The following is a 26,600-nucleotide window of genomic DNA, read 5'->3' on the forward strand; positions in this document are numbered from 1 at the left end:
ATTCTTATTCGGAACTCAAATAGGATAATTGAAAGAGTTTTTATTTATACCAGGAGGTCAAGATGCTGGATTTTTTAGGAGGTATTTTTGCGGGGTTTTTAGAATTTCTTGAACTTATCGGTGATATCTTTTTCACTTCTACCCAAAAAACGGATTTGAATAAAAATATTGAGGAGCTAAATAAGCAAGAATGGTTTAACCAGCTCTACAAAGATTATAGGTATGAACACGTTATAAATCATACTTGGAAGATTAATAGATACCTAAACAAAAAAGAAAATGTACAGTTATTGATTAACAGCCAAGAAGAACGCGATAACTTTATAAAATGGGTTAAGGATGAGCATGAAAGAATTACTTGGGGAAAGAAGAAGGTAAAAGGGTGAATTTATAAAGACGGAATTAATCGTCTTCGCATATTCTTAAACCCCTCAGTAAATTGCTGTCCCACCTTGTTTGAACGGCATTCGTAGGATTATGGGAATAAACGGGTTAAAGATAGTGAGTATTTCCGAAACCTATTAAGGTATTCTCAATATGTAAACGGATTTTTGAATGCTTATTCGAAGATTCCCTATAAGAGCCTAACAATATAGATATACCACTTCTACACATGGCCTAAAAGAGTACCAATTGTTCGCATTGTTCTTATACCCTTTAGAATAAATGCTGTCCTGCTTCAGTCGACATTAGCAGAAAAATGGATGCAAGATTAGTTTTTTGGGGGTGATGCTCTTGAAGGAAGATATTTTATGCGTGAACTTACTAATTGATGGTAAAACGACAGTAGTTCCGATAACGATAGTTTACGAACAATCCAATAAAGAGGAAATCAAGAACATTCATTTAGAAATAAAATTGGGAAATCATCTCTATATGTCTATTCCATCGGATGCTACTGAATTTGCGGTCACCAATTTACAGAAAGTGCTTCCGTCAAACATATCGATTGCTTGCTGTCAATCTTGCCGTCATGGAAACTTTTGCCCATACGGAAATGAGGATAACGAGATTTTTTGCCTAAAAGGAATGACCTATAACAATAAAATGGACGTATGTGATATCTTCTCATATACACAAAACATCGTGTTTGGTGAGAGAAAACGACAACTTCTTGATTTTTGCATAGAATATGAGCCTATATCCGATAGTAATTTTACATACAATGATTGGGGTTTATATTAGATGCATTATTCTTATTTGGTGTAGTAATCTAAATTATGAAAATTGTTTGGAAGAAAATAAATTTCTGTTCCTGTCTTATATCCATCAGGACTATCGTCTAATTGATTCCAAACTATAAGTTTGTAGGAAAAAGCTGTATAGGTTGCTGTGCCTCCATCCTTATATGCCTGAATATTAAAAGGTGTAAATAGGATAATTAATATAAATATTATTTGTTTTCTTTTCTTTTTCAACGTCTCCATCCCCCCAGGATGTAAATAATCTTTTGTTTCACAGTTTCCTACTAATGCGTCACGTCATAAGAAATGAGTTTAGTTACTCTTAACAAGATTTCAACAACTTTCTTGAAATACCTGCCATAAATGCCATAAAAGTATGTCCTTCTTTCCAGAGCATCCTTTATGTTCTGAAAGAAGGACATATTTGACCATCTTCATTTGACCTTCCAGTTATTCTTAAACCCATAAGTTCAAAACCGCTAATTAAAAAGGAGGAATAGTTAAATGAATGATGCGATAGCCGAGTTTCTTGCCGAAGAAATATCATGTCAGGAGTTCTATGACTCTATTTATGATTTTACAGCTGACCAAAATATCAGGTCAGGAGAGTATGAAGGTAACATTTTTGTCATTAAGAAATTGGATAGACTTAACTTTATAATTTACAAGGAGTTTTCTTACAGGAAGGATGGACAGAGGGAAATCTATAATGCAGTATCGATTTTTCGAAAAGATTTACTAACGGCTTTAAATACCCATGATATTGCTCAGGGTTTTAGAGTGAAAGGATATGGAAAAGAGAGTAATGATGTGATTACTCCCTTCTAGGATTTAAGTTCCCATTTTCTCAAAACCATCACTGAATGGGGCGGGACCCAATGAAAGTATTTGATGTAGTGGAATTGGTAACAGACTTTCCAGATTAGGAATTGCTAAAAGAACAACGGGGTACAATTCTTGAAATCTACGGTAAAGGTTATTGTGAAGTGGAAATTTGTGATGACCAAGGTAGAACCATTTGCCTAGGCCACTTCCTATAAAGGATTTAAACGTTATTTGGATCAGTACGTAAAGCGAGGGTGGGGATTAACCATTGATTGGTCTAAAATAAAGCAATTACTAGAAAGCAATATCTGCGCTACGCTACAAGGTCGAATTAGTCTAAATCTGACAAACTATCGCTCCAATAATAAGCGTGAACCAGAAAGTCGATTTTGGATCAGCCTTGACAAAAAGGATATTTTCTCAATTTCTAAGTTAAAATGGCTAAGGGAATGGCAAGAGGTCAGAAAAGAATTACTCGCTGATCGTGATGTGAATGCGAATTTAGACGTATACGACCAAGCAGAAGAAATACTCAAGAACAGAGGATTTTACTATCTGGACGATGTTGAAAAGTCTCTTAGAGATTATTTATCTACACCATTTGACGATGCTCTTCAATCAAGGAATATGATTATTAAGGGTCTTACAATGATTGACCGTAGATTAGGAAAGAGGCGACTAATAAGTATAACGTTACTTCCTAATGAATTTGACTTCGTAATAAAGATGTACAAGATTAGGTGCGAGTCTGAAGAAATAGAGCCACATGAATATGCAATTGATTGTGTCTGAACAAACAGCAAGGTCTTTACTATTATGTTAGTTAAGGACCTTTTTATATTGAAGAGACAAGGTTCCCCCTATTTCGCAGAAAAGTTATGAGATGATTAGCCATATAGAGCAACGTCTGTCAAGGAAATTAAGTAGACGTTAGTCATCAAAGAGAAGGGGTAAGGGAATGAATTCGATAAATGTTGGCTTTAGCTTATTTAGTTTAGTTTATATCTTTAAAATTGTTTTGTGGATGGTTGGCTTTGCCTGTTTAATTCAACTATTCCGTTTGTTGACGAAGGGTATTAAAGCACTTGATATTTTCATTGAAGAGAACAAGTTAAATAAGAACTAGAGACTAGCTAGGCATAATGATTCTAGTCCGTCTCATGAAGAGAGTGTTTTCAGGCTACGTGGCAACTGTTCCCCGAAGGCTATTGGCCTTAATGATGAATTTGTGTTTTAAAAGTAGCAATAGCGCATACTCGAATCCAGGCGATATTGTTTAACATAGCTATCCGATCCTGTAACGCTTTCGTGGGTATACTTTGAAGCATGAATTCTTAAACCGTGAAGGAGGCCGAAATGAAAAAACAAACATTTATAGTTGTTGCATCGGTATTGGTGATTATCATTGCACTTATAATGTTTAAAGCTCTAAACCTAACTCCCATCTCGGAGATAAATGCTAAACAGTTTAGTAGTTCTTTTAATGTAATAAGTGGCAACGCAACCATTGAAGATTTATCTCGTTTCACTACCTTTGAATGGGATACCTTATTCAGTTTTGCACCATATACTCCAAAGGAGGACGTATATAAGGTTGTAGGTTATCAATGGGATAAGATTGATACAACAGTTAGCGAAGGAATGAACCAGATCGTTTTTCTCAAGGAAGGTAAAGTAGTATGTTATATAGACGGTTACCCTGACAAGTATAAAGTATTCTTTGAATTTGGTCAGTATACTGGTAATTACATTAGACTAACTTCCTCTGATAAATTGACTTTTCACATGGTGGTTACGGATGGCGGAATCAGAAAGTTTAAGTATCTCAAATAAGCGTAAACAGTTTCATGTCAGTAGTCATTATTCTTAGACTGTAAGGCATTGGTAGGATTATGTAGATTAGTTTGTAGCCCTTTTACTTAAAAGGAATATCTTGTGGGCTAAATACGAGAAGAGAAAGATGGGCGGTGAAAGTGTTGGATGTAAGTCAATACGCTGTGGGATGGGGTACGCTAACTTTAATAAATGCTGGAATAGCACAGGGTAAAAATAGATCAGGCTTCAATTGGTTCTTGCTAACATTAATTTTAGGGCCATTAGCTACATTTTTCCTGGTCATTTCTGATAAAAAGGAATAAATATCAACTAAAACATTGTAATGATATACTGGGAATTACAGCATTGGCGTAACATTCTTATACTGTGACGCTTTCGTAGGATTATGTGATATTTACCAGTCTTAATAAATTATATAAGAGGAGAGTCTGATAATGGAAAAGGTTATATGGGTTAGAAGTAATGGAAAAATGATAGGTGCAAAAGAAGATGATGGTTTGGCTATCGTAAACAGGCATTTAGAAGAAGGATGGAAAGTTAAGCATATAACTGCATGTGCTTTAGGCGAAAGCATAAACACAGGACAGGCATACATTGTTATTGAAAAAGATGTTGACTAGTGTAATTCTTAAATATAATGTCGATCATTCTTACTAATCGTAGGATATCCTGGCTCTTAGGGAGGGACAAAGTTAAAAAGTTATATTGCTATTGGGTCAATTATTGATCCTATTTAACTTAACTGACTTAGTAGAGTTCAAACTTCATAGCCCCTTCCTGTATGAAATGCTTGATTGATATCTGACGGTCTGGCATTTTTATTTTTTTATTCGGTAACTTCCAAGATTTAAAAGGATATCTAGGAAATATGTGGAAGCATACAATTAGGTCTTCGTTGGGTGGGAAATTGTTGTCGTGAAGATACCTAAGAAGGGATATTGATGTGAAAAATAAAGAGCGAATCGTAACGCTGAGCAAAATCAGATTAGTTTATCTAGCGATAATATCAAACTAAAGCAAGTAAACAGAGATTACGCCACCCAAGTGGCAGAATTGAAGGGTGAGATCGAAAAACTATTCGACTCTGATAAAATTGCGATGCGGGAATTACAGCGTGAAGGATTAACTGGACAACTGAAAGACATAGTTGCAGACCTTAAGAATCATAGCGAGTTGATTCCTTACAAGGGGCTTAAGGGTGGAACGATGGGATTTTATAATGACAATGACATATATGTCCTTACCAATAAGTGGGTATTGGCATATTTTGAAGATGGACATATTTCGGGATTCTTGTTATTAAGATACGACACAAATGAAGGAGCTATCTCATGGAAGGTAATTGATTCCTACCTAAATGTATAAGGGTATTAGGAGAATTTAAGTGTATACACGCAAGCAAATTATGAACGCCATTGAAAACTGTTTAGATGAAAGTGAAAGCAAAATAATTAAGACAAGATTCGGAATAGAAGACGGCCTAACAGTCCGTTTAAATGAGATTGAGATCAAGCTTGGAGTAAAAAAAGAACAGGTTCGTGAAATTGAAAAGAAGGTGCTCAAGTATCTTAAGAAACACTGTTAAACTTATCACCATCTGATATCTCCATAGATAAACCTACAAGATGATGATGTTGAACCGATCCTATAGTTAGGACCTTTAGAAGGATTATGCATGTAACATAGGGGAGTGGATTAGTGGAGTTGGAATTGATAGTAGGTTTAGTTCTTTTTGTTTTGGCAAGAGGATTCATTATGATTTCTTAAGTGTATATATAAGAAGCAGAATGCTGAAGACATTAAATAACCTAGCATTGGTTCAAATTGATAGACGAGGGTTACAGACTGTAACCCCAGGTTCGTTGTGTAAGGAGCGAAAATGTGTGAGTAAGAGGCTTTTGGTGTTTACAGCTATTGTTGTGTTTTTGGGTCTAGTAGGTGGAGGGTATTATTTTAGTGTGAACAAGGGTGCAGAAACTGTGGAACAGGCAATCGAACAGAGCGGTCGACATGTAAGTGAAATGATTCATCAAGAAAGAATTAAGGGTGGTATAGTCGTTTTTTATAAACATAATGTCGGTGATGGATATACTGTTAACTCGGGTTATGTGAAAGAAGGATTATTTGGATGGAAATGGGTCTCGGGCGGGGGCTTTTCAGGATATTCTGGGCAATACTTTCAAAGTATATCTGGAACGCCCTTTCCCATGATTTTTGGAGAAATCAAAAGTCAAGGAATTGATCAAGTTAGATTAAATGATAAGGAACATAAAGTGACCAAGGTTGCCAAAGTTGTTGGCACTAATATCAATAGGGTTTGGTTTATGTTTCTTAATAAGACGGATGGACCCGAATTTGACATAGTAAGTTTATCTAGCACAGGTGAAGTTTTGGAGTCTAAAAGTATTAATATCATTTCAAACACAAACTTCTGAGACTGTAAATGAAAGGAGCCTGTTAATATGAACAGGTTTATAACTTCGATATTAGGATATGTTAAATTCTTCTTAATATTTTTGGCGTTAATTTTTTTATCTGATCAGTTGTGGAATTGGTTTGAAGGCGATTCGCTCTTACGGAATGCAGTTGCAGTAACAATAGCAATCATGTTGGGCGATTTAGGTAGATTGTTATTCAAAAGGTTTACGCAAAGAAAAGAAAGATGAAAACTTTGAGTGCTTTAATCTGCTTTCTTAACTAAATCGATCTGGGGTCCTTGAGCCTACCAGGTATTTTCTTTACTGAGATTCAAAGGGATTATGTTTAAACACTATAGGGGGTTCTATGAAGAGAAAAATATATAATCTTGAGTTTCCATGCAGGTGCACAGAAATAACAATCTTTGGATATAAATTCTATCGAGTTAAAGATTATGAGGAAAAAGTTAAAAGGTTACAGCATTTAGTCTCTCGCATATCTGAATATGAAATCAAGCAAAACACAGGTGGACACTCTTTTACTGCATACGTTGAACTTCCTGAACAAGAAAAGAATGCTATCTTTCAATGGGAGAATGAAAATAGTACTGCGCTTCAGGATGTTTTGTTACTTCTATCACTTTTTACAGGAAGAGAAGTTTTTGATGTCGATGAGGGATTTACAGAAGACAGTAATATCTCAATTATTGCGGACCCAAGATTAAATCATTATGGAGGAATATTGCGAACTTCTATACCTTATGAGAGCGGTTCCTATTCAGAAGATGCTCTGCTTTCCTATGATATCGGATTTGAAAAACAATTGAATAGGATTTATCAACTAGTAAGAACTGATGAATGGCAAGAGAATTTTGAGAAAGGTTATTACTTAATACTTGCAAAGCAAGCTTTAAAACGTCAAATATTAGAGGCAACATTTATTCAGTGCTGGACAATTTGGGAACATCTATTTGCTGTACATAACAGGAACCTGCTTTCGGATGAAGAAATCAGGCGAAAGAGTTCTATTGAGAAGATCTCGTTTCTATTTGGAAAATATTCTCTTGTAGTGGAAATCAGTAATACTACAAAGGACAGAATTAGGTCGTTATCTCAGATAAGAAACAAGTTAGTTCATTTTGGACGTTTCCCAGAAAGGAGTTTAGTTCATGATGATGCCGATTTGTTTATTAGATTAACGGAATTTATAATAGCTAAGACATTAGACCTTTATCCATCAAATCTCTTCAATACTATCGAGAAATTAGAAAAGTTTTTAAGTATAAACAGATAGAGAGCCTCATCTGTAGAAAATTTTGTATGGTACTACTGAATCATGCTGGATGCTAAATGAAATTGTTCGCGAAGATCAAGCTGTCCTTATGGGTTCACTAAAAAGGTTTTTTAAGCACTTAACTCATTGTAAAATCTAAATTATAACGATTTACAAAGAAGACTTTGAGTGGGGGAATAGACTCGATGAAAGATTTGGAAATGAATATTGGTATGAAATGTAGTGTCTGTGGGAATGACCAATTCTCAATTGTAGATGAGAGTATTGGAGATCTATTGGACGCTCCTGATGAGACTAAAGTGAAGTGTTCTGATTGTGGTTTCGTTACTACTAAAGAGCAACTAATTGAAGATAACGGCTACATAATCAACGCTAACATTGAAGATTTCAAAGAAGAGATTATGAAGCAAATAGAGAAAGAGTTAAAGAAAATGTTTAGATAGGAGATTTTTATGGATTTAGCCCGACTTTGGTTGCATTTTAATGAGTTCATCAATGACTTTGTTAAATACGGCATTCCCTTTGTAGCTCTGGGATTATCTATAGTCTCATTTAAAGATTCAAGAAAAGCAAATAAGGTTAGAGATAGGCTCAGTGAGTTAGAAGAAAAAATAAAGAAGTACGAGTTAGAAGAAAAAGAAAAGGAACGTGAAGAGGCAACCAAGGCGTGTGTCGAAGCTCGCATTATTAAGATATCTAAAGGCAATTACAAAATGAAAGTATGGAACTCTGGTAAAGCTACTGCCTACAATGTTGACTTTACGATTCCCCAAGAATGCAAAGGTATGATATGGAGAGACAAAGTACCCTATGAGTTTCTTGAATCAGGCAAAAACTTTGAGGAGCACGTTTTGGTTCATTTTGGTACTCCTGAGAAATTTAAACTTACTACTACTTGGACTGATGAACAGGGAACCTCTTATTCTAAGGAGCAAATACTAACAGTTTAAGTCACCTATTTAATACAGATTTATTACAGTTCCTAACGAATCTGAGTCTGGGGACCACAAGCAAAGGTTGAGTTCGAGGCTCAACCTTTGCTTGTGGTCCCCAGAAATACGGTTGCCTAATTGCTAAACGTAAAGGTTTGAATAGCTAATTATGGCTAAACAGTCTACAGAACCTTTATCAAGCAATGTATTTAATAGAGACATGAAGTATTCTCCAAACGAATAGCGGGTACTCTCAATATATGAAGATTGACGAACGTTCATCTTTGAAATCCGCAGTTCAAGATTTTATTGAGGGGAGTGCTAGTACTGTTTCGGGGAATCTTGCCCAATATTTAGGTCCAATCTATGAGTCGAAAAAGGAGCTAGGATATGTTAAGCAGATTGTTTGGTAAAGAAAAAAGTGAGGTTAAACTGGAAGACCAAATAAAGAACCTTAAAAACATCGGGCTTGAATTATCTCCAGGATTTACAATTGAGCATCTTCTTAAGGAGTTTGATCGTAAGGAATTTGAAAAAGACCCTTACAAACTGCTACTAGCAGTAATGGGAGGAGAGGTCGAATTAGAAGACCAGAGTTCGGTTCCTCTATCGAATAAGGTATGGCATTTTGATACTGAATGTATTGAAGATCGTGGAGATTATGTCAGAATTGCAAATCGTCTATGTGACTTATCTCAAGGTTTATTACAAATTACAAACCTTAAGGATTTTGTTGATATAGATAATAGGCAAGCTTGGATTTCGTTTAGTCTTGACGGGCAGGAGTATAAATGGGATCTGAAAATAGAGAATGACTGGGTTGATCCTGGCATATTTAGTAAATTCGCAGAATTATTAAATACTAAATCTAAAACTCAAAGGTTTATTATCATGGTGTTAGGTCAAGACTGCATAATTGCATTAGCTGAACATGATCAGTTACAAAAGTTGAACCAGCTACGAGGATTAGATTTTGATTACTTATAGTAAGTCTTTGGGGCCGACTAAACTTAGGTGAAGGTCTTAACTGCATAATATGCCCTAATACCCCGACCTCGCTTAATAGACAGGAAGTAAGGTGATGGTTTGTTCTGTAGGGAGCATGACCCCATCTCTTAACAAGTATTCCAGTAACTTTTCTAATATAAAGGTATCGTGATTACGGGAACTCCCAGGACAAACTATAAGCGCGTCGGGTTGATTTTAAACCCTTGCCCCGATATTTATCTTTCAAGGAGGTTCTAATGAGTAATTTTCAATTGGTCAGAGGATGTAAAGCGCCAGATTTAACAGGAATACATGAAGCATATTCGATTAGCACAGGAAAAGGATTTCAATACTTTGAAATTAATGTCAGTGCAGAAAACATAGATCGGGTCTTTAGAGAGCTGACGAAGGAAGTTGTAGAACCAGCTTTTTTATTGCTGGAACATGGTACGAATCGATTTGTAGAAGATGAGCTTAGAAAAATTGATACAGACCCGTTTCATAAAGATGTACATTATATGGATGGACTTACATACAAATACCTAATGGAATTGTTTGATGCGTATGGAGAACTGCTAATTAATGATGGAGGGAGTTCTTTTGGATTTGGTTCACATAAAGGAATTGATGAAGTTTTCGTTACGAAATACAAAATATTTAATATATACACTAATGACCCTGTAAAATATGAGAATAAGCTTATCAAATTAGGTTTTAGTAAAGTAGAAAAACTTAAAACCGTTTGGGAAACGTTTACTCCTGAAACTCCTGGAGAGTGTGAAACAATAGAAATTAATGGTCTTGATGTTTATGGATTAGTTGAGCATCTAAGTACAAATGGGATGTACTTAGCAGAAAGACGAGAGGATTAAGTTACTTTAACGGTTTACTTATGAGAAATTGAGGGGTCATATTATTTGGCTCAATAATCCTTAAAAGCAACTGAAGGAATTGTTAGTGAAAGTAGGTTTTAAGAATACTGAGCAAGATCCCAGGATTATTTGGAGAGTGTTTAAGGAGTTTTTTGTGAAGAAGTATAATAAAAGGGTTTGGACGCCTAAGGCACCTGCATATTGTGAGGGTGAAGAAGAAATGGAATCTCATTTTTGTCTAGCTCATTACCTAATTGACAGCACCATAAAATATCTGCGTCAGCTTAACTAAATAAACCCATAACAATACTATCATTTCTGGCCGTAAACAAGGCGTATCGTCCGTTGAAAATATCAAGAGGGACTTGTAATGGACTATGAAAATTCACTAACAAAACTCTGGAGGCGAGCCAATGGGCTTTTATTGGGTAGGATTCATCTTTTGGACACTGATAGGATTTGCACTATTGCTATCTGTTTACGGACTTTGTAAAAAGTCTTCTAAGGCACTAATTATTAGTGGGATAGCGTTTATACTACCAATGCTCTATTTCGGCGGTGCTGAAAATTGGTATAGATTGCTCGCATTCATACCTTTGATTCCGTTCGTACTCGCATATTACACAAACAAAAGAGTCCAAAGATGAAGACCTATAATAGGGTCTTTTTTGATTTCTAGTTAGAAGATGTAGATATAAGTCCCTGTTAGCTATAAGACCTTGAACGATAATATGTACTCACCATTGTCCGACCAACTCGAACAGTTTTCCTGCATACAGCCCCTTGCCAAAACTCTATAATAGGATAAACAGTGGGGAGGCGAAGCAAAAAGTTGGATAGAAGAGACCTGGAAAGTATTGAGGAAGCTATCTTCAAGGAATCTCTGGAGCATAATTTGAACATCAAGGATTTAGGAAAACTGTATGCCATGCTGATTCGAATGAGAGTACAGATTTTAGATATAACTGAAGAAAATTTAATACTACAAGAAGTGGGTGAGATGTGGTTTAGAATAACGGAGAGTATTCTGAATGTGAGAATAATGATTAAAGAAAAGATCGGTATGGATGTTAGCCAGGATGTTGAGGAAATGAAGAAACTTTGTGAAAGCAGATGTAATAGTGAAGGGCCTAAGACGATTTCAGCACTTAGAAGCAAAGAGACTTGAGAATAATCAACATATAGAGAAAAGAAAGAATGGGGATTGAGGATTGAAGGTCTGCATCGCTCAGCTATTTGTGAACTGATAGTGTTATTGACTAGAAATTTATAGCTTAAACCATATAAGAAAAAATGCTATATGCTATTTGTTATAAATTTTTAATAAAAATCTATAATATAGAAATTATCGCTTTTATAGATAATTTTAGTATGTAAACCATATTCGAAAAGATATGAATAAACAAAACGAAAGGAGGAAAATGTAGTATGAAAAGAATTGAGGGAATTCTTTATTACTCTTTGCGGGAAATCGCCCTTATTGTCAATAAGGATTACCAGACCATACTTCGTTGGTTCAAGATTAGTCAGCAACAAAGGAAAGAGGGAAAAGAGGGGCTACTGCCGATAGCGACTGTAATTGGTAAGGGTCATTATTACTCAGATACTGAGGTCAGGCATATCAAAGAAAAAGTCAGATGTTTCAAGCGCGGGACGTTCCAGGAGTTCAACCATAAGAAGACAACGTATGAAAAGCTTAAGGATGAGAATGAAAGACTGAAGGGAAAAATTCAAAAGCTAGAAACGGGGGTGAGATAATGCGAGAATTTGATTCTCAAGTTATGTACACGGCTGGAGACGTGGCCTTACTTATAAATCGTAGTCGTCAAACTATCCTGGCGTGGGATGCTTTGAGCGATTTTTGGGAACAGGAACATGGCGTAAGGTTTACACCAAAGCCCGTCAGAGACAATGGACAACGACTTTATTCTAAGACACAAGTAAGAGAAATAAAGAAATTTGTTGATTCCAAGAAAAGTGGGATCATGGCAAAGGCAAAAAGGGAAATGGAGGAAAAGAAAAAGGGAAAAATGAGTAAGGAGAATAAACAAAACTGGGCGCTAGATAGGAAATAATTTCGTAGAAAGTTTATATCCTTAAGTAGTAATAGCCCGATAACTTGTTAAGACTAAATTTATATAAGAAATAGTCCCATATATATAAGTATATAAATGTTCTATGCATAAACCTATTCAGATTGTATCGATAGATTATATACAAGATATTGAAGTTATGCATATGCTTTTCTAAGTCAACGAGAAACGGGAAATGTAATATATGTATAAGATATAGATAAGTTATAGGTGAGTTGTTGATAAGATACAGATAATGTATCGACAAGTTATGTAATATATAATTGCACATACTGTTTAACATTATTTGCTTAGACAAGACGAGAAGCAAAATAGAATAGTTGAAAATACCATGATATTAGATAGTTTGAATTTATATTTATAATTATATAAGTGTGTTTTAACTAAAATTATAAAAACAAAATTTATATAAAAACAAAATAATATAAAAAAACTATTGACAATATGAAACAAAAGTGGCATAGTATTATTTAAAGGACAAGAACCTAGGTTAGAAGCAAGAAATTAAGAATTAGAAGATGGGTTAAGGCCCTAAGCCGTTCTTATCCCCTAAATTTAATATTTTATTTATTTATTTATTTCTGAGTTGCGAAGCATTTTATCGCCGAAAGACATTTTACTTAGGAAAATCCAAATTAGGACATTTATGCTCCTTTTTATTGAGGACATTTATGCCCCTTTTGGATGCTCTAAGTAGGATGTCTTTTTTGTTCTTTCATAACTCTATAGGAATGCTCAATATTTCAATTAAATAACCGAAAGAGAGGATTAGAAAAATGAAAATCGTGAAGAAAAGTGATGAGGAAATACTTAATGATGTTAAAACGGAGTATGAAAGGATTCAGCCTAAAACCGAAGCAGAGTTTTTTTCGAAGGCTAAAGGAATTCCAAGTCATGTGTACCTGAAAAAGAAATTTAAGACGAGCTGGTGGGGGTTGAAAAGACTAATAGGTAAAGAAGAAGGTAACAAGTATTCGAGGAAGACCCGAAAGGAGTATCTGGACTTATTAAAGGAATTGACAGAAGAACTTGGGCATCCACCTTGTCAAAATGAATTTTGCATCCATACGGGTATGTCTACCGCTCCAATTTATAGGATTTTTGGAGGATTTGTACAAGCTTTGAAAGAGGCGGGCTTTAATGCTCATTCACCAGTTTGCGTAGAAGAATCTAGAGATCAACTTATTGATCAATATCGTGAGTTTTCATTGAGATTGGGAAAACAGGCTAGTGTAAATGAATTAAATGGGTCTAAGCAAGTTCATGGAGCAGGGGTTTATTATCTTCGGTTTGAAAGCATGGCAGAACTTAAGGAAAAAGCAGGTTTCGTTCCCAATCTACCGTCGAGAAACAAATATACTAAACAAGAAATACTGGATTTATTAAAAGTAGAGTACTTAAAAGGAAATAAACCACTCTCCACCAATGAGTTGATGAATAATCTGAATTTACCTTCCAAACGTACGATTTTGAAATACTTCAAAACAACAAGTATAAAAACGGTATGGGAAGAGGTTCAAAGAGTAGACAAAAAAAGTAAAGATATGGAGGAAACGCTAAAATGAAAAGGGAAGGCAATTGGTTTATTTCGAAGCTCCTTATCATCTCGAACTGCTTAAAGGCTTGAGAACTAGCTGGAGCCTTCAATACAGTTGAGGTTTTAGAGATAGAAAGTCCCTAAAGTACACATGAAATGCAGAAGGGTGATAGGGTATGGGATATAGTAATAACTATCACCCACTAAATTCAAAAGATTAATAGAAATGCAACCGAATGGGGAGGAGAAACAATTTGATAAATCAACAACAGGTCAACGATTGGTTAGATGATTTAATCCGAAAGGTATTAAGTGGGGAAGCAAAAGAGTTTTCAATCCTCAAAGACAGAGAAAGCTTCTTATTTTGTGAAAAACCTGATTTTAGAAGAAAGGTTGTTTACCGTTCATATATTACGCTTCATGTATCAGATGTTATAAATCTACAAGCCACAGTAACCCGTCCTGAATGTATAAAAGCTTCATTAGGTAATGGAGAAGTGATTTCCAATCTCAGTGAAAAGAACTTTGTCATTGGATGTTTCAGACGTTATCTTATTCAAGAAATAAGAGAGTCGGATATAGCAAGTCCAGAGCTTATTAAAGCTATAGAGATTGGGTTTAAAGAAGTTTACACGAGATTTAAGGGTAACGTATTAAAGGAACAGACCACGTTAATTAAGCCTATTAGGGAATTACCTCCAAATCTTTGGTTTAAGGAGTTGTTTAATACTACCGAAAGTAAATCGTTCTATGTTTACTGGACGGGAACACGCTTTGCCTATTGCCTGAAGAAGCAACTTCAGCTTCCACTCATTTTAGAAATAACATCTAATGGTAAAATTGCTCAGTTTAAGTTGATAAGACAGATATTAGAAGAGATCGGTAAGAATAAATACTCGACTAATTCTGAAGTTATTAAACTTCAAGAGTCTGCAGTAAGTAATTAAAATACAAAAAGTAAAGTCGTAGGAGGAAAAGTGAAATGTTAAATCAAAGAGAAGTTAATAATTGGTCGATAAAATTACTCAATAAGGTATTTAGTGGGGAACTCAAAGAATACTCAATACTTAAAGACGGAGAAACGTATCTATTTTGTGAAGAACCAGACGAGAAACATCAGATTGTATATCGTTCATATTTGCCTCTTCATGTGTCTGACGTACTTAATCTTATTCTCACTCCTGGTAATCCAAGGAAAAGTCTTGATAATGGTGCATTTATTCTTTATAAAAGCCAAAGAACGTTTGCAATCAAAGAGTTTAGACAATATCTAATAAACGAAGTAAGTAAATCCGATTTTATGAATCCTGAGCTAGTCGAAGCTTTAGAAACTGGATTAGAAGAGATCCAATGGATATTTAAGGGTAAGACATTGATAGAGAATAGTCCTCCAATAAATTATGCAATGCGCTTAACGCCGTTAGTTTGGGCAAAAGACTTGTTAAACAATATTGATGGTAATGCCTTTTATATTTTCTGGGACGGAAGGGGTTTTTCATTTTGCCGAGAGTTTCAACCGCAATACCCCCCTAGTACTAAAAGTAATTCCTAGTGAAATTGAAACGACTGAGTTAATAAAACAAGTTGTGGAGTTAGCGAGTAAAAGCGAGTATGCTTTCAATTCAGAAATCGACAGGCTAAAGCAAATACTTGAAAAAGCATTTGAAAAGGATTAAGTCAGATAAACGATTTATTAATGAATTGGAGCGGGAGAGTTAGGTATGAGTATTAGTGCCTTTCAATTGTATAAAACCGATTTGCTGAGAAGGGGATATGAAGATTTTTAAATAAAGGGCTAATTTGGTAGTCTTAAGAAGCAAGCATGCTCATGTGGTACTAATCACAGATGTGTGGGACTGTTGCATTTGTCTACAGAGAGTTTATAGTTTGTGATAAATGTGACTGCGCTATTAAGTTGATTTATTAGAGGCAACCGCCCGTATATTGAGTAGTTGCCTCTAGTTTACCTGTTAAGTCGCGCTATGATAAAGTAAGTTATAGTTTTACAGCATTTCAATCTTGGATAGAATCATTCTGGGAATTTACATGTTTAGATAGATGAAGGAGTATCGTATGGCATATGAAATAAAAGAGTTCCCTCAATTGTCTTGGTCGTTTTCACGAATGAAGATGCTACAAGAGTGTCCTCGCAAGTATTATTATAACTATTACGGGTATCACAATGGATGGCTTAGAGAGGCGGGTGAGGAATCTAAACATATTTATAGGTTAAAAAACCTCCAGCCTATAGATGCATTCTTCGGTCAGAAATTTCATGAAGCAGTCACAGGGATAGTAAAAGAACGCAAAAAGGAATTGTTGGAACCCGATAAATTCCGCAGGTCAATTAATAGGATGATCAAAGAAGCGTATCATGAATCTAAAACCTTATTAGAAGATTGGCGGATTCACCCGAAATGGTATGCCATGATTTCCGAGGTCTACTACGAGGGGGATATCACCCAAGAAAAAAAGGACTCTATTATAAAGAAGATAAACATTACTAGTGAAAACATATTCCTCAGTAAGAGCTTTAAGGAACTGACAGAAAATGATGTGGAAATTATTGAGCTAGATGAGCTGAAGTCGTTCGAAATCAATGGATTAACAGCATATCTGAAAATAGATGCATTATATCGAGTTGGCGAAAAGTATGTTCTAGTGGACTGGAAGACATCGGCAAGAGATGATTCTTTGACGGACGTAGACCAACTGATTTTATATTCTTGGTATGCCAATAATGTTCTGGGAATAAGACTAGAAGACCTTGAGGCGAGATTAGAGTTTGTGCAATTGGAGAAAATGGAGAAGTATCAGTTTAGTAATAGTGATCTTAGTCTAATCGATCGACGGATAGATAAAGATCTTAAACAGATACAAAGCTTTCTTCTAGACCCTGAAATCAATCAACCACTTCCTAAAGAGAAGTTTTTCCAAACTAAGGGAAGTTCCCTATGTAAGTATTGCAATTTTAGAGAGATATGCTGGCGAGGCTGAGGTCGGGGAAAGGAAGACTTATTAGAGAATTTTAGTTAAGGGTTAGGATAGATCAAGTTAAGTATTGTATAAAGATATTGAATTAGCTTAAAGACTATATTTAGGATGGATCGATATAAGCCGTCTGGGTAAACCTCTAAGAAACCGTCTTTGGTGCCTGGGTAGTTATTGTTTAAATTGGGATAACCAGTAGAAGACCCTCTTTTAGTGATTTTAAATCATCAGGAGGGTCTTTTAACTTTTTTGGCTTTAACGTTTGTTAATTACCCCACTGTATAGCTCTAGTAAAACAGAACATCCAGTTATTAACGTTTACTATAATATTTCATAATTGACTTTAGGCAAAAAACTTAAAAGTTTGACAATAATCATACATATATTAGGAATGTTTACATCTATTGACAAATTTAACGACATAATATACTCTTAATGCAAAGGTTGAGTGGCTGAATATAACTCTCTAATAGACTATATGTTATTTTAGTGTTATAAATTGCCTTTTTGGACAAAGGAGAGGTTATTAATATACATTAGTGAAAATAATCTTATGTCTAAAATGTGGTATGGAGAATATAACGAAAAAAATTTGAACGCAAAAGCAGAACAAACAACTATTGGGAGTGGTAAAAGATTTGCTTGGTTATGTCAAAGGTGTAAAAAAATATTTTTTAAAAGTCCTAACGATCTAAGTGCAAATTTAAGAAATGGAGCAGAACCCTGTCAATTTTGCTCGGGCAGAAAGGCAAAATATCAAAATAGCTTATTAGCATTCATAAAGCTATATTCACTAGAAGAACGGTATAACTTTGAAGAAAATTTTCAAGAGGGGATCAGAGTTTGCGTACTACCTATTAAATCTAATAGGGAAGTATATGTTATATGCAAAATACACAATTATGAAACAAAACAAAAAGTGGCTGATTTTACAAGTGGTCATGAATTTTGCAGATATTGTAGTGGGAAAATTCCAACCTTTGAAAACTCTATAGCATCACGGCCTGATATTATAGTAGATATAGATGATTTCAAAACTAGACATCCAGAATTTATAGAAAAGTATGGGGATTTCGTTCCCTCCAAAATCCATTTAAACTCAAGCATGATAGCGTTATTTAAATGTGATATTTGTAATGGTTACCATGAGAAATCTTTTGCAGAAAGAGTTTCTCAAAAATATGGATGTGATAAATACAATGCAATCTACCAAACCTCATTACCCGAACAAATTTTGTATTTGGCAGTTAAAGAAGTGATACCTGATGTTATAACAAAGAAATCAATTCAAATTGTGGGGAAAAATAAAAGGAGAAAATTTCACTTTGATATCTATTCCAGTAACCATAATTTAGCAATAGAATATGACGGGGGGTGGCACAATAATGAGGAAAGTAAAGTAAGAGATGAAACTAAAAATCTCTATTGTGTTGAAAATAATATAAACTTAATAAGAGTGAGAGAAAGCAGAACTATCGGAATAAATAATTACAATTTTCCGCTTGTTAGCTGTACCTATCATCCAAGTTACAACTATATGAATAAAGTTATTGGTCAAGTCTACCAAATTTTACTGGAAAGATTTCGACTCGAAATAACATTCAATAATAAAATAGAACTTGCAAAGCTAATTATTAATGCCGAAAAATCAATGGTAAGGTTGAAAAGAGAAACCTCATTCGCTAATAATTATCCAGGTCTACTACAGCTAGTAGCAAGGGACGACCGAAAAAAGGCAAATTCAATAAACCAAAATTCTTCAGCGAAACTTAATTGTCAATGCATTAATCCAATATGTAAAGATAAGTTTGCTCGTAGTCCTAAAGCATTAATTAAATCTAAAGGAAAATGTAAAAAATGCTTAATGCTTATCAGAGATATTTCGGAGGTAAATAGTCCCATTACGAGATGGTATCGAAAAGTTCCTTTAGACCGAAGTTTGGCCCGAAAGGATTCGGCAGTAGCTAGATTCTATAGTACGAAGAATGAGCTTACTGTCGATGAAATTGGAGTTGGATCATCATATGTTGCTCTATTTAATTGTCCATATCCTGATTGCCTAACTGAATACAAAGCAAAAGTTAAGGTACAAGTCAGGAATGGTTGCAAATGTAAAAAGTGTAAAAGGGAAGCCGTTAAATATTACGTGTAAGATTGTGATATTTGGTACATTTGGTACAGTATGGAGTGGTTGCATATTTCTAACAGAATAAGGTGATTTAAGAGGAGGATATTAAATGTTGTGGTGGCAAGAGGCAGAGAACTTTTACGTGAGCAAGGTAAATTCATTAGACCCTAATGACCCTGATTATGGGTGGAAACTAATGATGATAGAAGACGAACTGAATGAAATGATTCGGGATATTAGCCCTTATAGTCAATCTACTCGAGGTTACAATGAAGATTATTAAACCAATTAAGAATACGATTATACCGTTCGAAGATTTAGCTCCGATTAAGCTTAGGCATTGAGGAAGTATCTTGAGGCGATGGAAAATCATAAAAAGCGTGAAAGGGGTTATTTTTAGTAATGAATCAAAGGAATAATCCCTAGAAAATGATTTAAATCAAACACCTTCACATAAATATGGATCACAATATTTTGAGGAGGAAGGGGCGATCACTATGGAAAATCGAACTACAGCAAATAAACACTTATCGAAGTCCTTGGATCTCTCACTCCCGAATGCAATTCAGATATAGATGAAGCTATTAAGAGCAATGGAGTTAAAATAAGCTGTTTGCTCATCAAGTTTCTCACAAAAGCGATTCCTACGGCTTCAAGACGTTGATAGACAACATCAAGAGCAACTCGCTTTTGGCAGACGATCAGAACCTTCTTGTTATTCGCTAATGCTTGACTGACCAAATTGGCGATTACTTGGGATTTTCCTGTTCCAGGGGGACCGTGTACTACAACCCCTTTTTCATATTGTGCAGAAAGTATTACTTCTTCTTGCGATACATCTAAATCAGTAATGAAATACTGCTGAATCTCAGGGATCTTGTCCAATTCAACGATTGCTTCGGGTAAATCCCCAACATTAATTCGGGTTCAACGTCATCGAGCAAAAGCTCACTAATGAGTCCTAGATCGTCCTGACATCTCAATCAGTTCATCGTAATCTTTGGTGATGGCTGAATTACTTAAAACAAAATGTCCCAGAATGAGTTTTGGTGTGATTTGAAATTGGCATACTTTAGTATCGGGAATATCTTTTTGGTTGTATTGGGTTAAAGGTATTAGTTCCTTTGTAAGGAGTTCACACCGAATACCCATTTCTTTAAGGTGTTCACAGACCCAATCCTCAAAGTTTTCTTTGGGTAATTCTTTAACCTCCTCATAAAGAGATTCATCGATACTCATTAAATTTCTGGAAAGTAAGCATTAGGGTTTGGTTTAGGGTAATGTCCTCTTGAGATTCCATTAACAGACTCCAGCCATTTTTCGAGTGTTTATCCAGTCTAACAGGAAACAAAAAAACAGGGGCTTGAATAAACGTCCCGTCGATAAAGCTTCCCTTAATTATAGGATATCCTACGCGACAAACTGTATTGACCCGTCTCTTCCTCGATAACATTGAGATTGCGGTAGAGGGTCGTGAGTTTATGGGAAAACCGTAAGACCATTGCATCTGTTTCTTGATGACTAAATAACAGCATTGATCTTTTACCATGAAGCAAGTTATGAAGTATTTGCTCAGGGGGTAGTTTTAAATTAGTGAGCTAACTTATCAGTAAGCTTAAAGAAGAGGGTGTCAAAAATAGGTGATATGAGGTTCGCATGGCAAATGTTCAGATTTGTAAAAAGGCTGTTTAATATTCATGACCCCAGCGCATCTTTGGAGCAATCCTTATCAGAGTTAAAGGCAATGAGGCAGAACAAAATTAAAAAACATACTTGGAAAGAATTTAGAAAAGAATTAGATGAGGAACCATACGATTAGCGAAAGGGGCGATCACTTTGGAAAATCGAACTAAGGCCAAAAAATCACTGATGGAAGTCCTTGGATCTCTTACTCCCGAATGCAATTCAGATATAGATATAGATGAAGCGATTAAAAAAGCGAGAATAGAGCGAGCAAAGCATATCGTTCGAAAGATGAAAAACTATGAACCGATAAATACAACACAAACTGAACGCGAGAGAAATGGACTTAGAAAGATAACGACTTGTGACCCCAAAAAATTGGGAAAGTTGAACACAATTCAAAAAGAGCTAGAACTACTATTGATTCGATTGCGAGAATAGTGTCTCATGTCCCTAAATCTCGTAGTTTTAGGGGGCTAGAGGTAAAAATGAGCTTGACCCCCAAGTATGGTTTTGGGGGTCAAGCTCATTCATGTCTTCTTTACATCCTCTTTTTCATTTTGGGCTAACCTTTGGAAGACTTCATGATAATCTCTAAATGCATTTGTAATCGCATTTTCAATTATTTTTCTTTTGGACGGATCTAAAAATTCATCTTCTTTTTCCCAGAAAAATGGACACTCACCAGCAGTACGTGGACTATTTGAAAAATATGGTTGACCAAGCCCTGGGCAGGTCGTAAAGCGATAACAGTTTTCTTTCATTTTGCATTCTGTATCTGTACATGCAGTGAAATCCTCCATTATTTCACTCTCCTATAGATTCAGATAGACATCGTCAAGAGTCTCTTGTGTGTGCCATTCTTTTCTCAGTCACATTTTTCTCCTTCATCGTATAGCCATTGAGGACATATGTCTTGTCCATGTAGCCACTGCACTGTACCTTCCCACACTTTAACCGTTTTGAATAATGAGACATTTTTTAATTCTTGCCAACGTGGTTTATTCAATAATGGTTTTACGTCAAATACCCTTTTTTCGTTATTATCAAATGTTACCAAAATATGATAGTCTCTTAGAGGTTCGACTTCGATTACATCTAATAACATGTTCACCTCATCATAGATTCACTATCTGATTAATTGTTTGTTAGTTGTCGGTTTTGAAATGGTATAGTAGTCTTTTTAGTAGTGATGCATTTCAATCTCTTAACCAACATCTTCGATTGTTTTGCGATTTCAGTCTTTAAGCAATTGTATGAGTTTGCTTTATTGAGCTATTTTTGTTTACCTCAGTGACATTTCTTTCGCTCACTCATAGCTTTTTTTCTCTTCGAATATGAGAAGTTTCTAATAGCAATACTTCAATTTTTGCCTCAATTCGATTGAGCCTTTCAATAACGTCTTCGCTAAAATTTCCTTGTTCTGTCATGAAATCATGAAGGTCATCGATTTCCTTTTTGAATTCAGGTTCCATTTCCATTATACTCCTCTAAATATTTTCCTTTCTATACTCATCTTTTGCGACCACTTTTTGATATTTGTAAGTCTCAGCCGATGGGTCGAGATTATAGAGTAGAATCACCTAAATTTAATCATCATTTCTTCCTGGAGTTTTTTAATAAGGTGTCGTGAGGTCAGCTGTACACAATTCTCGAAGAAGTCCCTGCCCGCTTGAAATGCTTTTTCTGAAAGCTCTACAGTTTTTTCTTCCATACCGTCGAAGAACATATTGGGGCGTTTATTTTGTTTTCGAATTTCTTCCAGTGTCCTAGTCTTTTTTTCACTCTTCATATATTCGCATCTGCTTCTTTTAAGTATTGAGAATTTTTTTCTCCCAGCCCGAGTTTAGTGTCCTTCTATCATTATTTAATTTTCACCTTGGAATTCCTCCTATTGTTCTTATACCTGCAAAAGGAGGGGGGAATATTTCAAATATTAAGTATGTGTCATGATGGCAGGGCAGGCAATCATGCTGGAGCCTAAGGAGTCGTTTGAGATCAGCTAGACCCTATCTTGAAACGGTATTGATGTCTTTTTTAGACTTTTTATTTTATTCATATCGGTGATAACTCCCTCTACAGTGCATATTCTCTTTTACATATTCCTCCATCTCTTGGTGAAGCATCATCACTTTGAACGTGTATTCTGGATCGCTCTTATCAAGCTTCTCAATTTGAAGTAAATAATCCTCGGTAACTTCCCAGTACAAAGACATGCGTATTTCCTCCTTTTATATTCTAAATCATTATACCATTAAATATTGATTTGGGAGTATTTGACAATATGAGAATTTTCACGTTGATAAGACTATAGTCGATAATAGTTGCGTTGGTGGAGGAAGAAAAGTTACACAGGGTATCCAATGATGCTAAGATCAGCAGTGTTAAAGAAAATGACTCCTGATAAGAAGAAAACGCGTGAGTAATATAGAACGTTTTGGCAAGCCCGATAAAAAATAGAAGGAATTTAGAAAAACAAAACCCAAGGAATCATCGTCCTTGGGTTTTGCTGATTACATGGCAATCAGCAAGTCTAATGGAAAGAGCCTCATTTATTCTAACGCCTGTATAAGAAAGTAAATTGACTAAATTTAAGTCGCGTTTAGAACCGTTCTCAAGAATTATTTGCCGAAGTTGGTTAACTACTTTTTCACTAATGGTTGCTGGAGAAGCGTAGTCCCGTTGAACTTATAACAGCATGTTTTTGGTAATAACAATATCGGCTTGAATGCCTCTGTCCACAAGAAATTCATTGTACTTTTTCAAGGCACTTAGTTTGTGGTTGAAGTTTTTGGAATCCCGCAGATTGACGGTTCTGTAAACAAGGCGGTACTCACCAATATTTTGCTATATCAACTTGAGCGGTTCCTTGTTGTAGGTCTGGTAACCAAGTTAAATAGTCTTTTGTTGCTCGCGTATCCATCAATAGTATTTTGAGATTTGTTTTAGAAGGCTAGGAACGCTTCTTCAGCGAGTTCCTTTTCGCACAGTAATAAATACTAATAACATAAATCCTTATTAATCAATTTCTTCACAATTATTCACAGGAATTCAACCTTTTGGAATTTCATAGTTTATAATTAGAATAGTGATTCAAAATATTTAAGAAGGAGTAATTGTTAAATGCTTAAAGTATTAAGTGGAATATACAGAATTAGGAACATAAAAAATGAAAAGGCTTATATTGGTCAAAGTAAAAATATCTTGGATAGATGGGAGAAACACAAAAATTCATTGAGGAATGGTAAACACCATTCGAAGTCTCTACAAATAGAGTGGGATATTTATGGAGAAGAAAATTTTACCTTAGAGGTTTTAGAAGAATGTGAATATCGTCTTTTTGAACGTAAGAAAAGTGAATTTATTTTTAAGTTTGATACACTAAAGAATGGATACAACGAGTCCACAATATTCGATTACTCCAATATGGATATTGAAAGAACAGAAAAGTTAAAAGAAATTTTTCTTAAAGTCGCAGTTAAAAATATTAACAAAAAAGTATCCATTAAGAGCATAAGTGAGGCTTTGGAACTGACGATAAATGATACTGCTATAATGCTAAAAAGTATATTAGGCGAGGATGAAGAAAAATGGAATGTCCGTATCTTTGTTATGATTGAATACAGCTATCATAGTAAAAATAGTTATGTGGAAATTCTGGATTATCAGGAATATCAAAAAGAATTAGATAGAATATTCTTGACGAGTGACCTGCAATAAAATCAATGGAAATGAGTGGATTAAGCTATACAACATTCTACAGGAGGTTAAAGAATATGTAGCAAAGAAGGGATAATAAGCCCCTTCTTTTTGTGCCAGTCAAGTTGGATGGGAGGGGTAACTTTACAATGATTCTAATTGACCACAAAACGCATACTCCATAGGTTGTCCGACCAGCACAGGGATAGAAATGAAATAACGACTAAACAATCAGAAACTATAGGATAATTGGAAATGTTGGTTTATTAATGGAAGGTATCCCACGATTTTGGTGGAATGCCTTAAGGATAGATAACTAACTGGGGGTGTTGTTATATGGGTAAAAAAAGTGATATATCTAGACCTTCGAGGTTAAAATTAATGTCTGAGAAAAATAGACTATGGTTTGACCGATATATAAATTATTTACAAGGAACTGACCTTGGGGAAGGTACTATTTATCAATATTCAATGCTCTTAATTAAATTAATTGAATTTGATAAAGATGTTGTTGTTGATACCATGACATTCGAGTATATATCTATGTTCTTAGAAAGCTCAAAGATATCGGATAATCGTATTAATTGGAGCATAACGGTAATTAACAACTTTTTTGAGTATATAAGAAATCATATAACGATTAGTCTGGATTTAGACAAATTAAATGATTTAAGGATTGCACGAAAGAGTGTAGAGTCTAGAAAAACTGTACCCTTAAATGTGGAAGAAATAATTAAAATAAGAAACATCTTAAAAAATGACCTGAAGAGACTGTTTATATTTGAAGTAGTATATCAGCATGGTCTTAAATTGGATGAGTTAGAACTTATTTCACCAGAAAAATTTGATACTTCAACGGGAACAATGAAGTTATCAAAATCAAAAACATTAAATTTTTCTAAACGAATAAATGACATAATCCAGCAATCCAACAAAGTGTTGAATAAGAAAACCTATTCCCATTTGCAGGAAATTATTTCAGAAATAGGTCAGAAAGTTTCTCGTAATCTAGTTTGGAGGGATATAATTGAAACACGAGATAAATTTTTCTTTACGTGTTCTTTGTGTTTATCGAAGTATGAAAATACACCTGACAATTGGGCATTGGTAAGGCACTCAGGAGCAGATGATACATTATGGATTGTTTGCAAAGAGTGTGCATTCAAGGGGGTAAAGAATGAGTAACGTTTCAGTGTTTTCATTGCATGATTACCTTCCCGTATATGATGAAAATGATAAGGCTATTGTAAGAAACGGTTTCTTAAACCAAATTGCAATAGGAAGTTCAAATCTTCACTCTCAAATATCGGAATCCATGAAGGATACTATTATCAATGATATGAATACTGATGAAAACTCAGATTGCCCTGAGTGGGTAAATAATAATAATAAACTTGGGGCATTTGGTGAAGAGGTCGTCTTAAGATACTTATCTTCCCTTGGAAGCAATTTAATTCATATGTCAAAAGTTAATAGTTCTGCAGGATATGATATTCAAACTAATATACTAGGTGAAACTTTATATTATGAAGTGAAGACTACGAGAAATCGTTTTTTAAAGTTTTTTATTTCATACAATGAACTTAAAATCTCCAATATTAATCGAGATAGTTATAAAATTTTTATAGTATATGTCAATGATGAGCATAAAAAGATTGAAGGATATATAGTTAGTAATCCAATTGGAGCTTTTGATATAGATTTTAACGTACTCACTCAAGTTTATGAAACACCTTATGTGAACCTATTAGCCAATAATTTTAGGGTGCAAATTAAAGAAACGTATTTAGATAATCTCAAGGCAATAGACCTAAGCAAGTTTGCTAAATAGCCTATTTGCTACGACAAGCACGATTAATTTAGATCAAAAAAATAACTAAATATTTATATCTAATTAAACATTTTGAAGAAATTCGTCGTTCAGGAATGTATCGAGGACTATGGCAAAGCTTTGCTATGTATCAAGAGCGTTGGTGTAATGGAGGATGGACGTACGTATGAGTACCCAATTATTTTGAGAGCTGTTACCAGCGAAGATGCCATGACAGCAGATCGGGCCAGACTCCCGTATGACCTCTTACAAGCATATCCTCGCGGATTATAAATTAGGTGCAGGGAGTTA

General features: G+C 34.9%; 39 protein-coding genes and 1 pseudogene. 32 read left to right on the forward strand and 8 right to left on the reverse strand.

Translation table 11 applies throughout. The features are described 5' to 3' along the window. The first annotated feature begins 62 nt into the window (after nucleotides 1-62). A complete protein-coding gene (locus BLS16_RS12475; RefSeq protein WP_092333694.1) occupies nucleotides 63-386 on the forward strand; it encodes a hypothetical protein in 324 nt (107 codons plus the stop codon). 349 nt (nucleotides 387-735) lie between these two features. Further along, nucleotides 736-1,185, forward strand: coding sequence for a hypothetical protein (locus BLS16_RS12480; RefSeq protein WP_092333695.1), 450 nt, complete (start codon nucleotides 736-738; stop codon nucleotides 1,183-1,185). Between the two features lie 11 nt (nucleotides 1,186-1,196). Here BLS16_RS12480 and BLS16_RS12485 read toward each other — a convergent pair whose 3' ends face one another. Next, a complete protein-coding gene (locus tag BLS16_RS12485; RefSeq protein WP_092333697.1) occupies nucleotides 1,197-1,418 on the reverse strand; it encodes a hypothetical protein in 222 nt (73 codons plus the stop codon). 270 nt (nucleotides 1,419-1,688) lie between these two features. Between BLS16_RS12485 and BLS16_RS12490 the strand changes: the two genes are divergently transcribed. From BLS16_RS12490 to BLS16_RS23635, 24 genes are all read left to right on the forward strand, one after another. Next, the gene (locus BLS16_RS12490; protein ID WP_092333699.1) at nucleotides 1,689-2,012 is read left to right on the forward strand and encodes a hypothetical protein; all 324 of its coding nucleotides are present in this window, start codon (nucleotides 1,689-1,691) and stop codon (nucleotides 2,010-2,012) included. A gap of 101 nt (nucleotides 2,013-2,113) precedes the next feature. Next, complete coding sequence (locus tag BLS16_RS24880) at nucleotides 2,114-2,224, forward strand: hypothetical protein (protein ID WP_143015527.1); 111 nt, start codon at nucleotides 2,114-2,116, stop codon at nucleotides 2,222-2,224. A gap of 16 nt (nucleotides 2,225-2,240) precedes the next feature. Beyond that, nucleotides 2,241-2,801 (forward strand): SF0329 family protein, encoded by a 561-nt coding sequence (locus BLS16_RS12495; RefSeq protein ID WP_092333701.1) that lies wholly within the window; start codon nucleotides 2,241-2,243, stop codon nucleotides 2,799-2,801. A gap of 166 nt (nucleotides 2,802-2,967) precedes the next feature. After that, the gene (locus BLS16_RS23630) at nucleotides 2,968-3,135 is read left to right on the forward strand and encodes a hypothetical protein (protein WP_176786150.1); all 168 of its coding nucleotides are present in this window, start codon (nucleotides 2,968-2,970) and stop codon (nucleotides 3,133-3,135) included. Between the two features lie 230 nt (nucleotides 3,136-3,365). Continuing rightward, nucleotides 3,366-3,842, forward strand: a complete 477-nt coding sequence (locus tag BLS16_RS12500) for a hypothetical protein (RefSeq protein WP_092333703.1) — start codon at nucleotides 3,366-3,368, stop codon at nucleotides 3,840-3,842. 437 nt (nucleotides 3,843-4,279) lie between these two features. Then, a complete protein-coding gene (locus tag BLS16_RS12505; protein WP_092333705.1) occupies nucleotides 4,280-4,465 on the forward strand; it encodes a hypothetical protein in 186 nt (61 codons plus the stop codon). 424 nt (nucleotides 4,466-4,889) lie between these two features. Further along, nucleotides 4,890-5,210: a hypothetical protein gene (locus tag BLS16_RS12510; RefSeq protein WP_176786151.1), complete on the forward strand. Its 321-nt coding sequence runs from the start codon at nucleotides 4,890-4,892 to the stop codon at nucleotides 5,208-5,210. A 19-nt stretch (nucleotides 5,211-5,229) separates the two neighbouring features. Next, on the forward strand, nucleotides 5,230-5,430 hold the full coding sequence (locus BLS16_RS12515) for a sigma factor-like helix-turn-helix DNA-binding protein (protein WP_092333709.1): 201 nt from the start codon (nucleotides 5,230-5,232) through the stop codon (nucleotides 5,428-5,430). 298 nt (nucleotides 5,431-5,728) lie between these two features. Further along, the gene (locus tag BLS16_RS12520; RefSeq protein WP_143015528.1) at nucleotides 5,729-6,280 is read left to right on the forward strand and encodes a hypothetical protein; all 552 of its coding nucleotides are present in this window, start codon (nucleotides 5,729-5,731) and stop codon (nucleotides 6,278-6,280) included. Between the two features lie 349 nt (nucleotides 6,281-6,629). Continuing rightward, the gene (locus tag BLS16_RS12530) at nucleotides 6,630-7,556 is read left to right on the forward strand and encodes a hypothetical protein (protein ID WP_092333715.1); all 927 of its coding nucleotides are present in this window, start codon (nucleotides 6,630-6,632) and stop codon (nucleotides 7,554-7,556) included. Nucleotides 7,557-7,741: 185 nt separating this feature from the next. Further along, a complete protein-coding gene (locus BLS16_RS12535) occupies nucleotides 7,742-7,999 on the forward strand; it encodes an ECs_2282 family putative zinc-binding protein (protein ID WP_092333717.1) in 258 nt (85 codons plus the stop codon). A gap of 9 nt (nucleotides 8,000-8,008) precedes the next feature. Beyond that, nucleotides 8,009-8,506 (forward strand): hypothetical protein, encoded by a 498-nt coding sequence (locus BLS16_RS12540; RefSeq protein WP_092333719.1) that lies wholly within the window; start codon nucleotides 8,009-8,011, stop codon nucleotides 8,504-8,506. Between the two features lie 242 nt (nucleotides 8,507-8,748). Then, nucleotides 8,749-8,901, forward strand: coding sequence for a hypothetical protein (locus BLS16_RS24025; protein ID WP_207649754.1), 153 nt, complete (start codon nucleotides 8,749-8,751; stop codon nucleotides 8,899-8,901). Next, on the forward strand, nucleotides 8,879-9,475 hold the full coding sequence (locus BLS16_RS12545; RefSeq protein ID WP_092333721.1) for a hypothetical protein: 597 nt from the start codon (nucleotides 8,879-8,881) through the stop codon (nucleotides 9,473-9,475). Before BLS16_RS24025 ends, BLS16_RS12545 begins: the two co-directional genes overlap by 23 nt. A 257-nt stretch (nucleotides 9,476-9,732) precedes the next feature. Continuing rightward, on the forward strand, nucleotides 9,733-10,347 hold the full coding sequence (locus BLS16_RS12550) for a hypothetical protein (protein ID WP_092333723.1): 615 nt from the start codon (nucleotides 9,733-9,735) through the stop codon (nucleotides 10,345-10,347). Between the two features lie 832 nt (nucleotides 10,348-11,179). Beyond that, complete coding sequence (locus tag BLS16_RS12565) at nucleotides 11,180-11,515, forward strand: hypothetical protein (protein WP_092333729.1); 336 nt, start codon at nucleotides 11,180-11,182, stop codon at nucleotides 11,513-11,515. 260 nt (nucleotides 11,516-11,775) lie between these two features. Next, complete coding sequence (locus BLS16_RS12570) at nucleotides 11,776-12,105, forward strand: hypothetical protein (RefSeq protein ID WP_092333731.1); 330 nt, start codon at nucleotides 11,776-11,778, stop codon at nucleotides 12,103-12,105. Then, nucleotides 12,105-12,422 carry a MerR family transcriptional regulator gene (locus BLS16_RS12575; protein ID WP_092333733.1) on the forward strand — a complete coding sequence of 106 codons (318 nt, stop codon included), beginning with the start codon at nucleotides 12,105-12,107 and terminating at the stop codon, nucleotides 12,420-12,422. Before BLS16_RS12570 ends, BLS16_RS12575 begins: the two co-directional genes overlap by 1 nt. Before the next feature lie 794 nt (nucleotides 12,423-13,216). Then, nucleotides 13,217-14,005 carry a homing endonuclease associated repeat-containing protein gene (locus BLS16_RS12580; protein ID WP_092333735.1) on the forward strand — a complete coding sequence of 263 codons (789 nt, stop codon included), beginning with the start codon at nucleotides 13,217-13,219 and terminating at the stop codon, nucleotides 14,003-14,005. 226 nt (nucleotides 14,006-14,231) lie between these two features. Then, a complete protein-coding gene (locus BLS16_RS12585) occupies nucleotides 14,232-14,924 on the forward strand; it encodes a hypothetical protein (protein ID WP_092333737.1) in 693 nt (230 codons plus the stop codon). A 35-nt stretch (nucleotides 14,925-14,959) separates the two neighbouring features. After that, nucleotides 14,960-15,529 carry a hypothetical protein gene (locus tag BLS16_RS12590; RefSeq protein WP_092333739.1) on the forward strand — a complete coding sequence of 190 codons (570 nt, stop codon included), beginning with the start codon at nucleotides 14,960-14,962 and terminating at the stop codon, nucleotides 15,527-15,529. Nucleotides 15,530-16,050: 521 nt separating this feature from the next. Beyond that, nucleotides 16,051-16,974: a PD-(D/E)XK nuclease family protein gene (locus tag BLS16_RS12595; protein WP_176786153.1), complete on the forward strand. Its 924-nt coding sequence runs from the start codon at nucleotides 16,051-16,053 to the stop codon at nucleotides 16,972-16,974. Between the two features lie 547 nt (nucleotides 16,975-17,521). Then, the gene (locus BLS16_RS12600) at nucleotides 17,522-19,120 is read left to right on the forward strand and encodes a zinc-ribbon domain-containing protein (protein ID WP_092333743.1); all 1,599 of its coding nucleotides are present in this window, start codon (nucleotides 17,522-17,524) and stop codon (nucleotides 19,118-19,120) included. Nucleotides 19,121-19,205: 85 nt separating this feature from the next. Then, nucleotides 19,206-19,379 carry a hypothetical protein gene (locus BLS16_RS23635; RefSeq protein ID WP_176786154.1) on the forward strand — a complete coding sequence of 58 codons (174 nt, stop codon included), beginning with the start codon at nucleotides 19,206-19,208 and terminating at the stop codon, nucleotides 19,377-19,379. A gap of 227 nt (nucleotides 19,380-19,606) precedes the next feature. Here the strand turns inward: BLS16_RS23635 and BLS16_RS12605 are convergent, their stop codons facing one another. Together BLS16_RS12605 and BLS16_RS12610 are read right to left on the reverse strand one after the other, a co-directional pair. Next, nucleotides 19,607-19,981 carry an AAA domain-containing protein gene (locus BLS16_RS12605; RefSeq protein WP_207649755.1) on the reverse strand — a complete coding sequence of 125 codons (375 nt, stop codon included), beginning with the start codon at nucleotides 19,979-19,981 and terminating at the stop codon, nucleotides 19,607-19,609. 66 nt (nucleotides 19,982-20,047) lie between these two features. Next, nucleotides 20,048-20,335, reverse strand: coding sequence for a hypothetical protein (locus BLS16_RS12610; protein ID WP_092333747.1), 288 nt, complete (start codon nucleotides 20,333-20,335; stop codon nucleotides 20,048-20,050). 406 nt (nucleotides 20,336-20,741) lie between these two features. Here BLS16_RS12610 and BLS16_RS24030 point away from each other — a divergent pair, with 406 nt between their 5' ends. Together BLS16_RS24030 and BLS16_RS12620 are read left to right on the forward strand one after the other, a co-directional pair. Then, a complete protein-coding gene (locus tag BLS16_RS24030) occupies nucleotides 20,742-20,915 on the forward strand; it encodes a hypothetical protein (RefSeq protein WP_207649756.1) in 174 nt (57 codons plus the stop codon). A gap of 17 nt (nucleotides 20,916-20,932) precedes the next feature. Then, the gene (locus tag BLS16_RS12620; protein ID WP_092333751.1) at nucleotides 20,933-21,220 is read left to right on the forward strand and encodes a hypothetical protein; all 288 of its coding nucleotides are present in this window, start codon (nucleotides 20,933-20,935) and stop codon (nucleotides 21,218-21,220) included. Nucleotides 21,221-21,309: 89 nt separating this feature from the next. Here BLS16_RS12620 and BLS16_RS12625 read toward each other — a convergent pair whose 3' ends face one another. From BLS16_RS12625 to BLS16_RS23645, 5 genes are all read right to left on the reverse strand, one after another. Further along, a complete protein-coding gene (locus BLS16_RS12625) occupies nucleotides 21,310-21,582 on the reverse strand; it encodes a hypothetical protein (protein WP_092333753.1) in 273 nt (90 codons plus the stop codon). 65 nt (nucleotides 21,583-21,647) lie between these two features. Next, nucleotides 21,648-21,887 carry a DUF2442 domain-containing protein gene (locus tag BLS16_RS12630; protein WP_092333755.1) on the reverse strand — a complete coding sequence of 80 codons (240 nt, stop codon included), beginning with the start codon at nucleotides 21,885-21,887 and terminating at the stop codon, nucleotides 21,648-21,650. A gap of 205 nt (nucleotides 21,888-22,092) precedes the next feature. Continuing rightward, nucleotides 22,093-22,254: a hypothetical protein gene (locus BLS16_RS23640; RefSeq protein WP_176786155.1), complete on the reverse strand. Its 162-nt coding sequence runs from the start codon at nucleotides 22,252-22,254 to the stop codon at nucleotides 22,093-22,095. A gap of 104 nt (nucleotides 22,255-22,358) precedes the next feature. Next, nucleotides 22,359-22,571: a hypothetical protein gene (locus tag BLS16_RS12635; protein ID WP_092333757.1), complete on the reverse strand. Its 213-nt coding sequence runs from the start codon at nucleotides 22,569-22,571 to the stop codon at nucleotides 22,359-22,361. Nucleotides 22,572-22,830: 259 nt separating this feature from the next. After that, nucleotides 22,831-22,995 carry a hypothetical protein gene (locus BLS16_RS23645; protein WP_176786156.1) on the reverse strand — a complete coding sequence of 55 codons (165 nt, stop codon included), beginning with the start codon at nucleotides 22,993-22,995 and terminating at the stop codon, nucleotides 22,831-22,833. A 907-nt stretch (nucleotides 22,996-23,902) separates the two neighbouring features. On the opposite strand from BLS16_RS23645, the gene BLS16_RS12640 reads away from it, so the two are divergent. The 4 genes and pseudogenes from BLS16_RS12640 to BLS16_RS12655 all read left to right on the forward strand — a co-directional run. Continuing rightward, nucleotides 23,903-24,499, forward strand: a complete 597-nt coding sequence (locus tag BLS16_RS12640; protein WP_092333759.1) for a GIY-YIG nuclease family protein — start codon at nucleotides 23,903-23,905, stop codon at nucleotides 24,497-24,499. Between the two features lie 315 nt (nucleotides 24,500-24,814). Beyond that, on the forward strand, nucleotides 24,815-25,663 hold the full coding sequence (locus BLS16_RS12645) for a hypothetical protein (protein ID WP_092333761.1): 849 nt from the start codon (nucleotides 24,815-24,817) through the stop codon (nucleotides 25,661-25,663). Beyond that, complete coding sequence (locus tag BLS16_RS12650) at nucleotides 25,656-26,309, forward strand: protein NO VEIN domain-containing protein (protein ID WP_092333763.1); 654 nt, start codon at nucleotides 25,656-25,658, stop codon at nucleotides 26,307-26,309. The genes BLS16_RS12645 and BLS16_RS12650 overlap by 8 nt, the downstream gene beginning before the upstream one ends. Before the next feature lie 74 nt (nucleotides 26,310-26,383). Then, nucleotides 26,384-26,584: pseudogene (locus BLS16_RS12655) on the forward strand (GMP synthase (glutamine-hydrolyzing)); the annotation flags it as partial. Nucleotides 26,585-26,600: the final 16 nt, after the last annotated feature.

Source organism: Desulfosporosinus hippei DSM 8344 (assembly GCF_900100785.1).
Classification (GTDB): Bacteria; Bacillota; Desulfitobacteriia; order Desulfitobacteriales; family Desulfitobacteriaceae; genus Desulfosporosinus; species Desulfosporosinus hippei.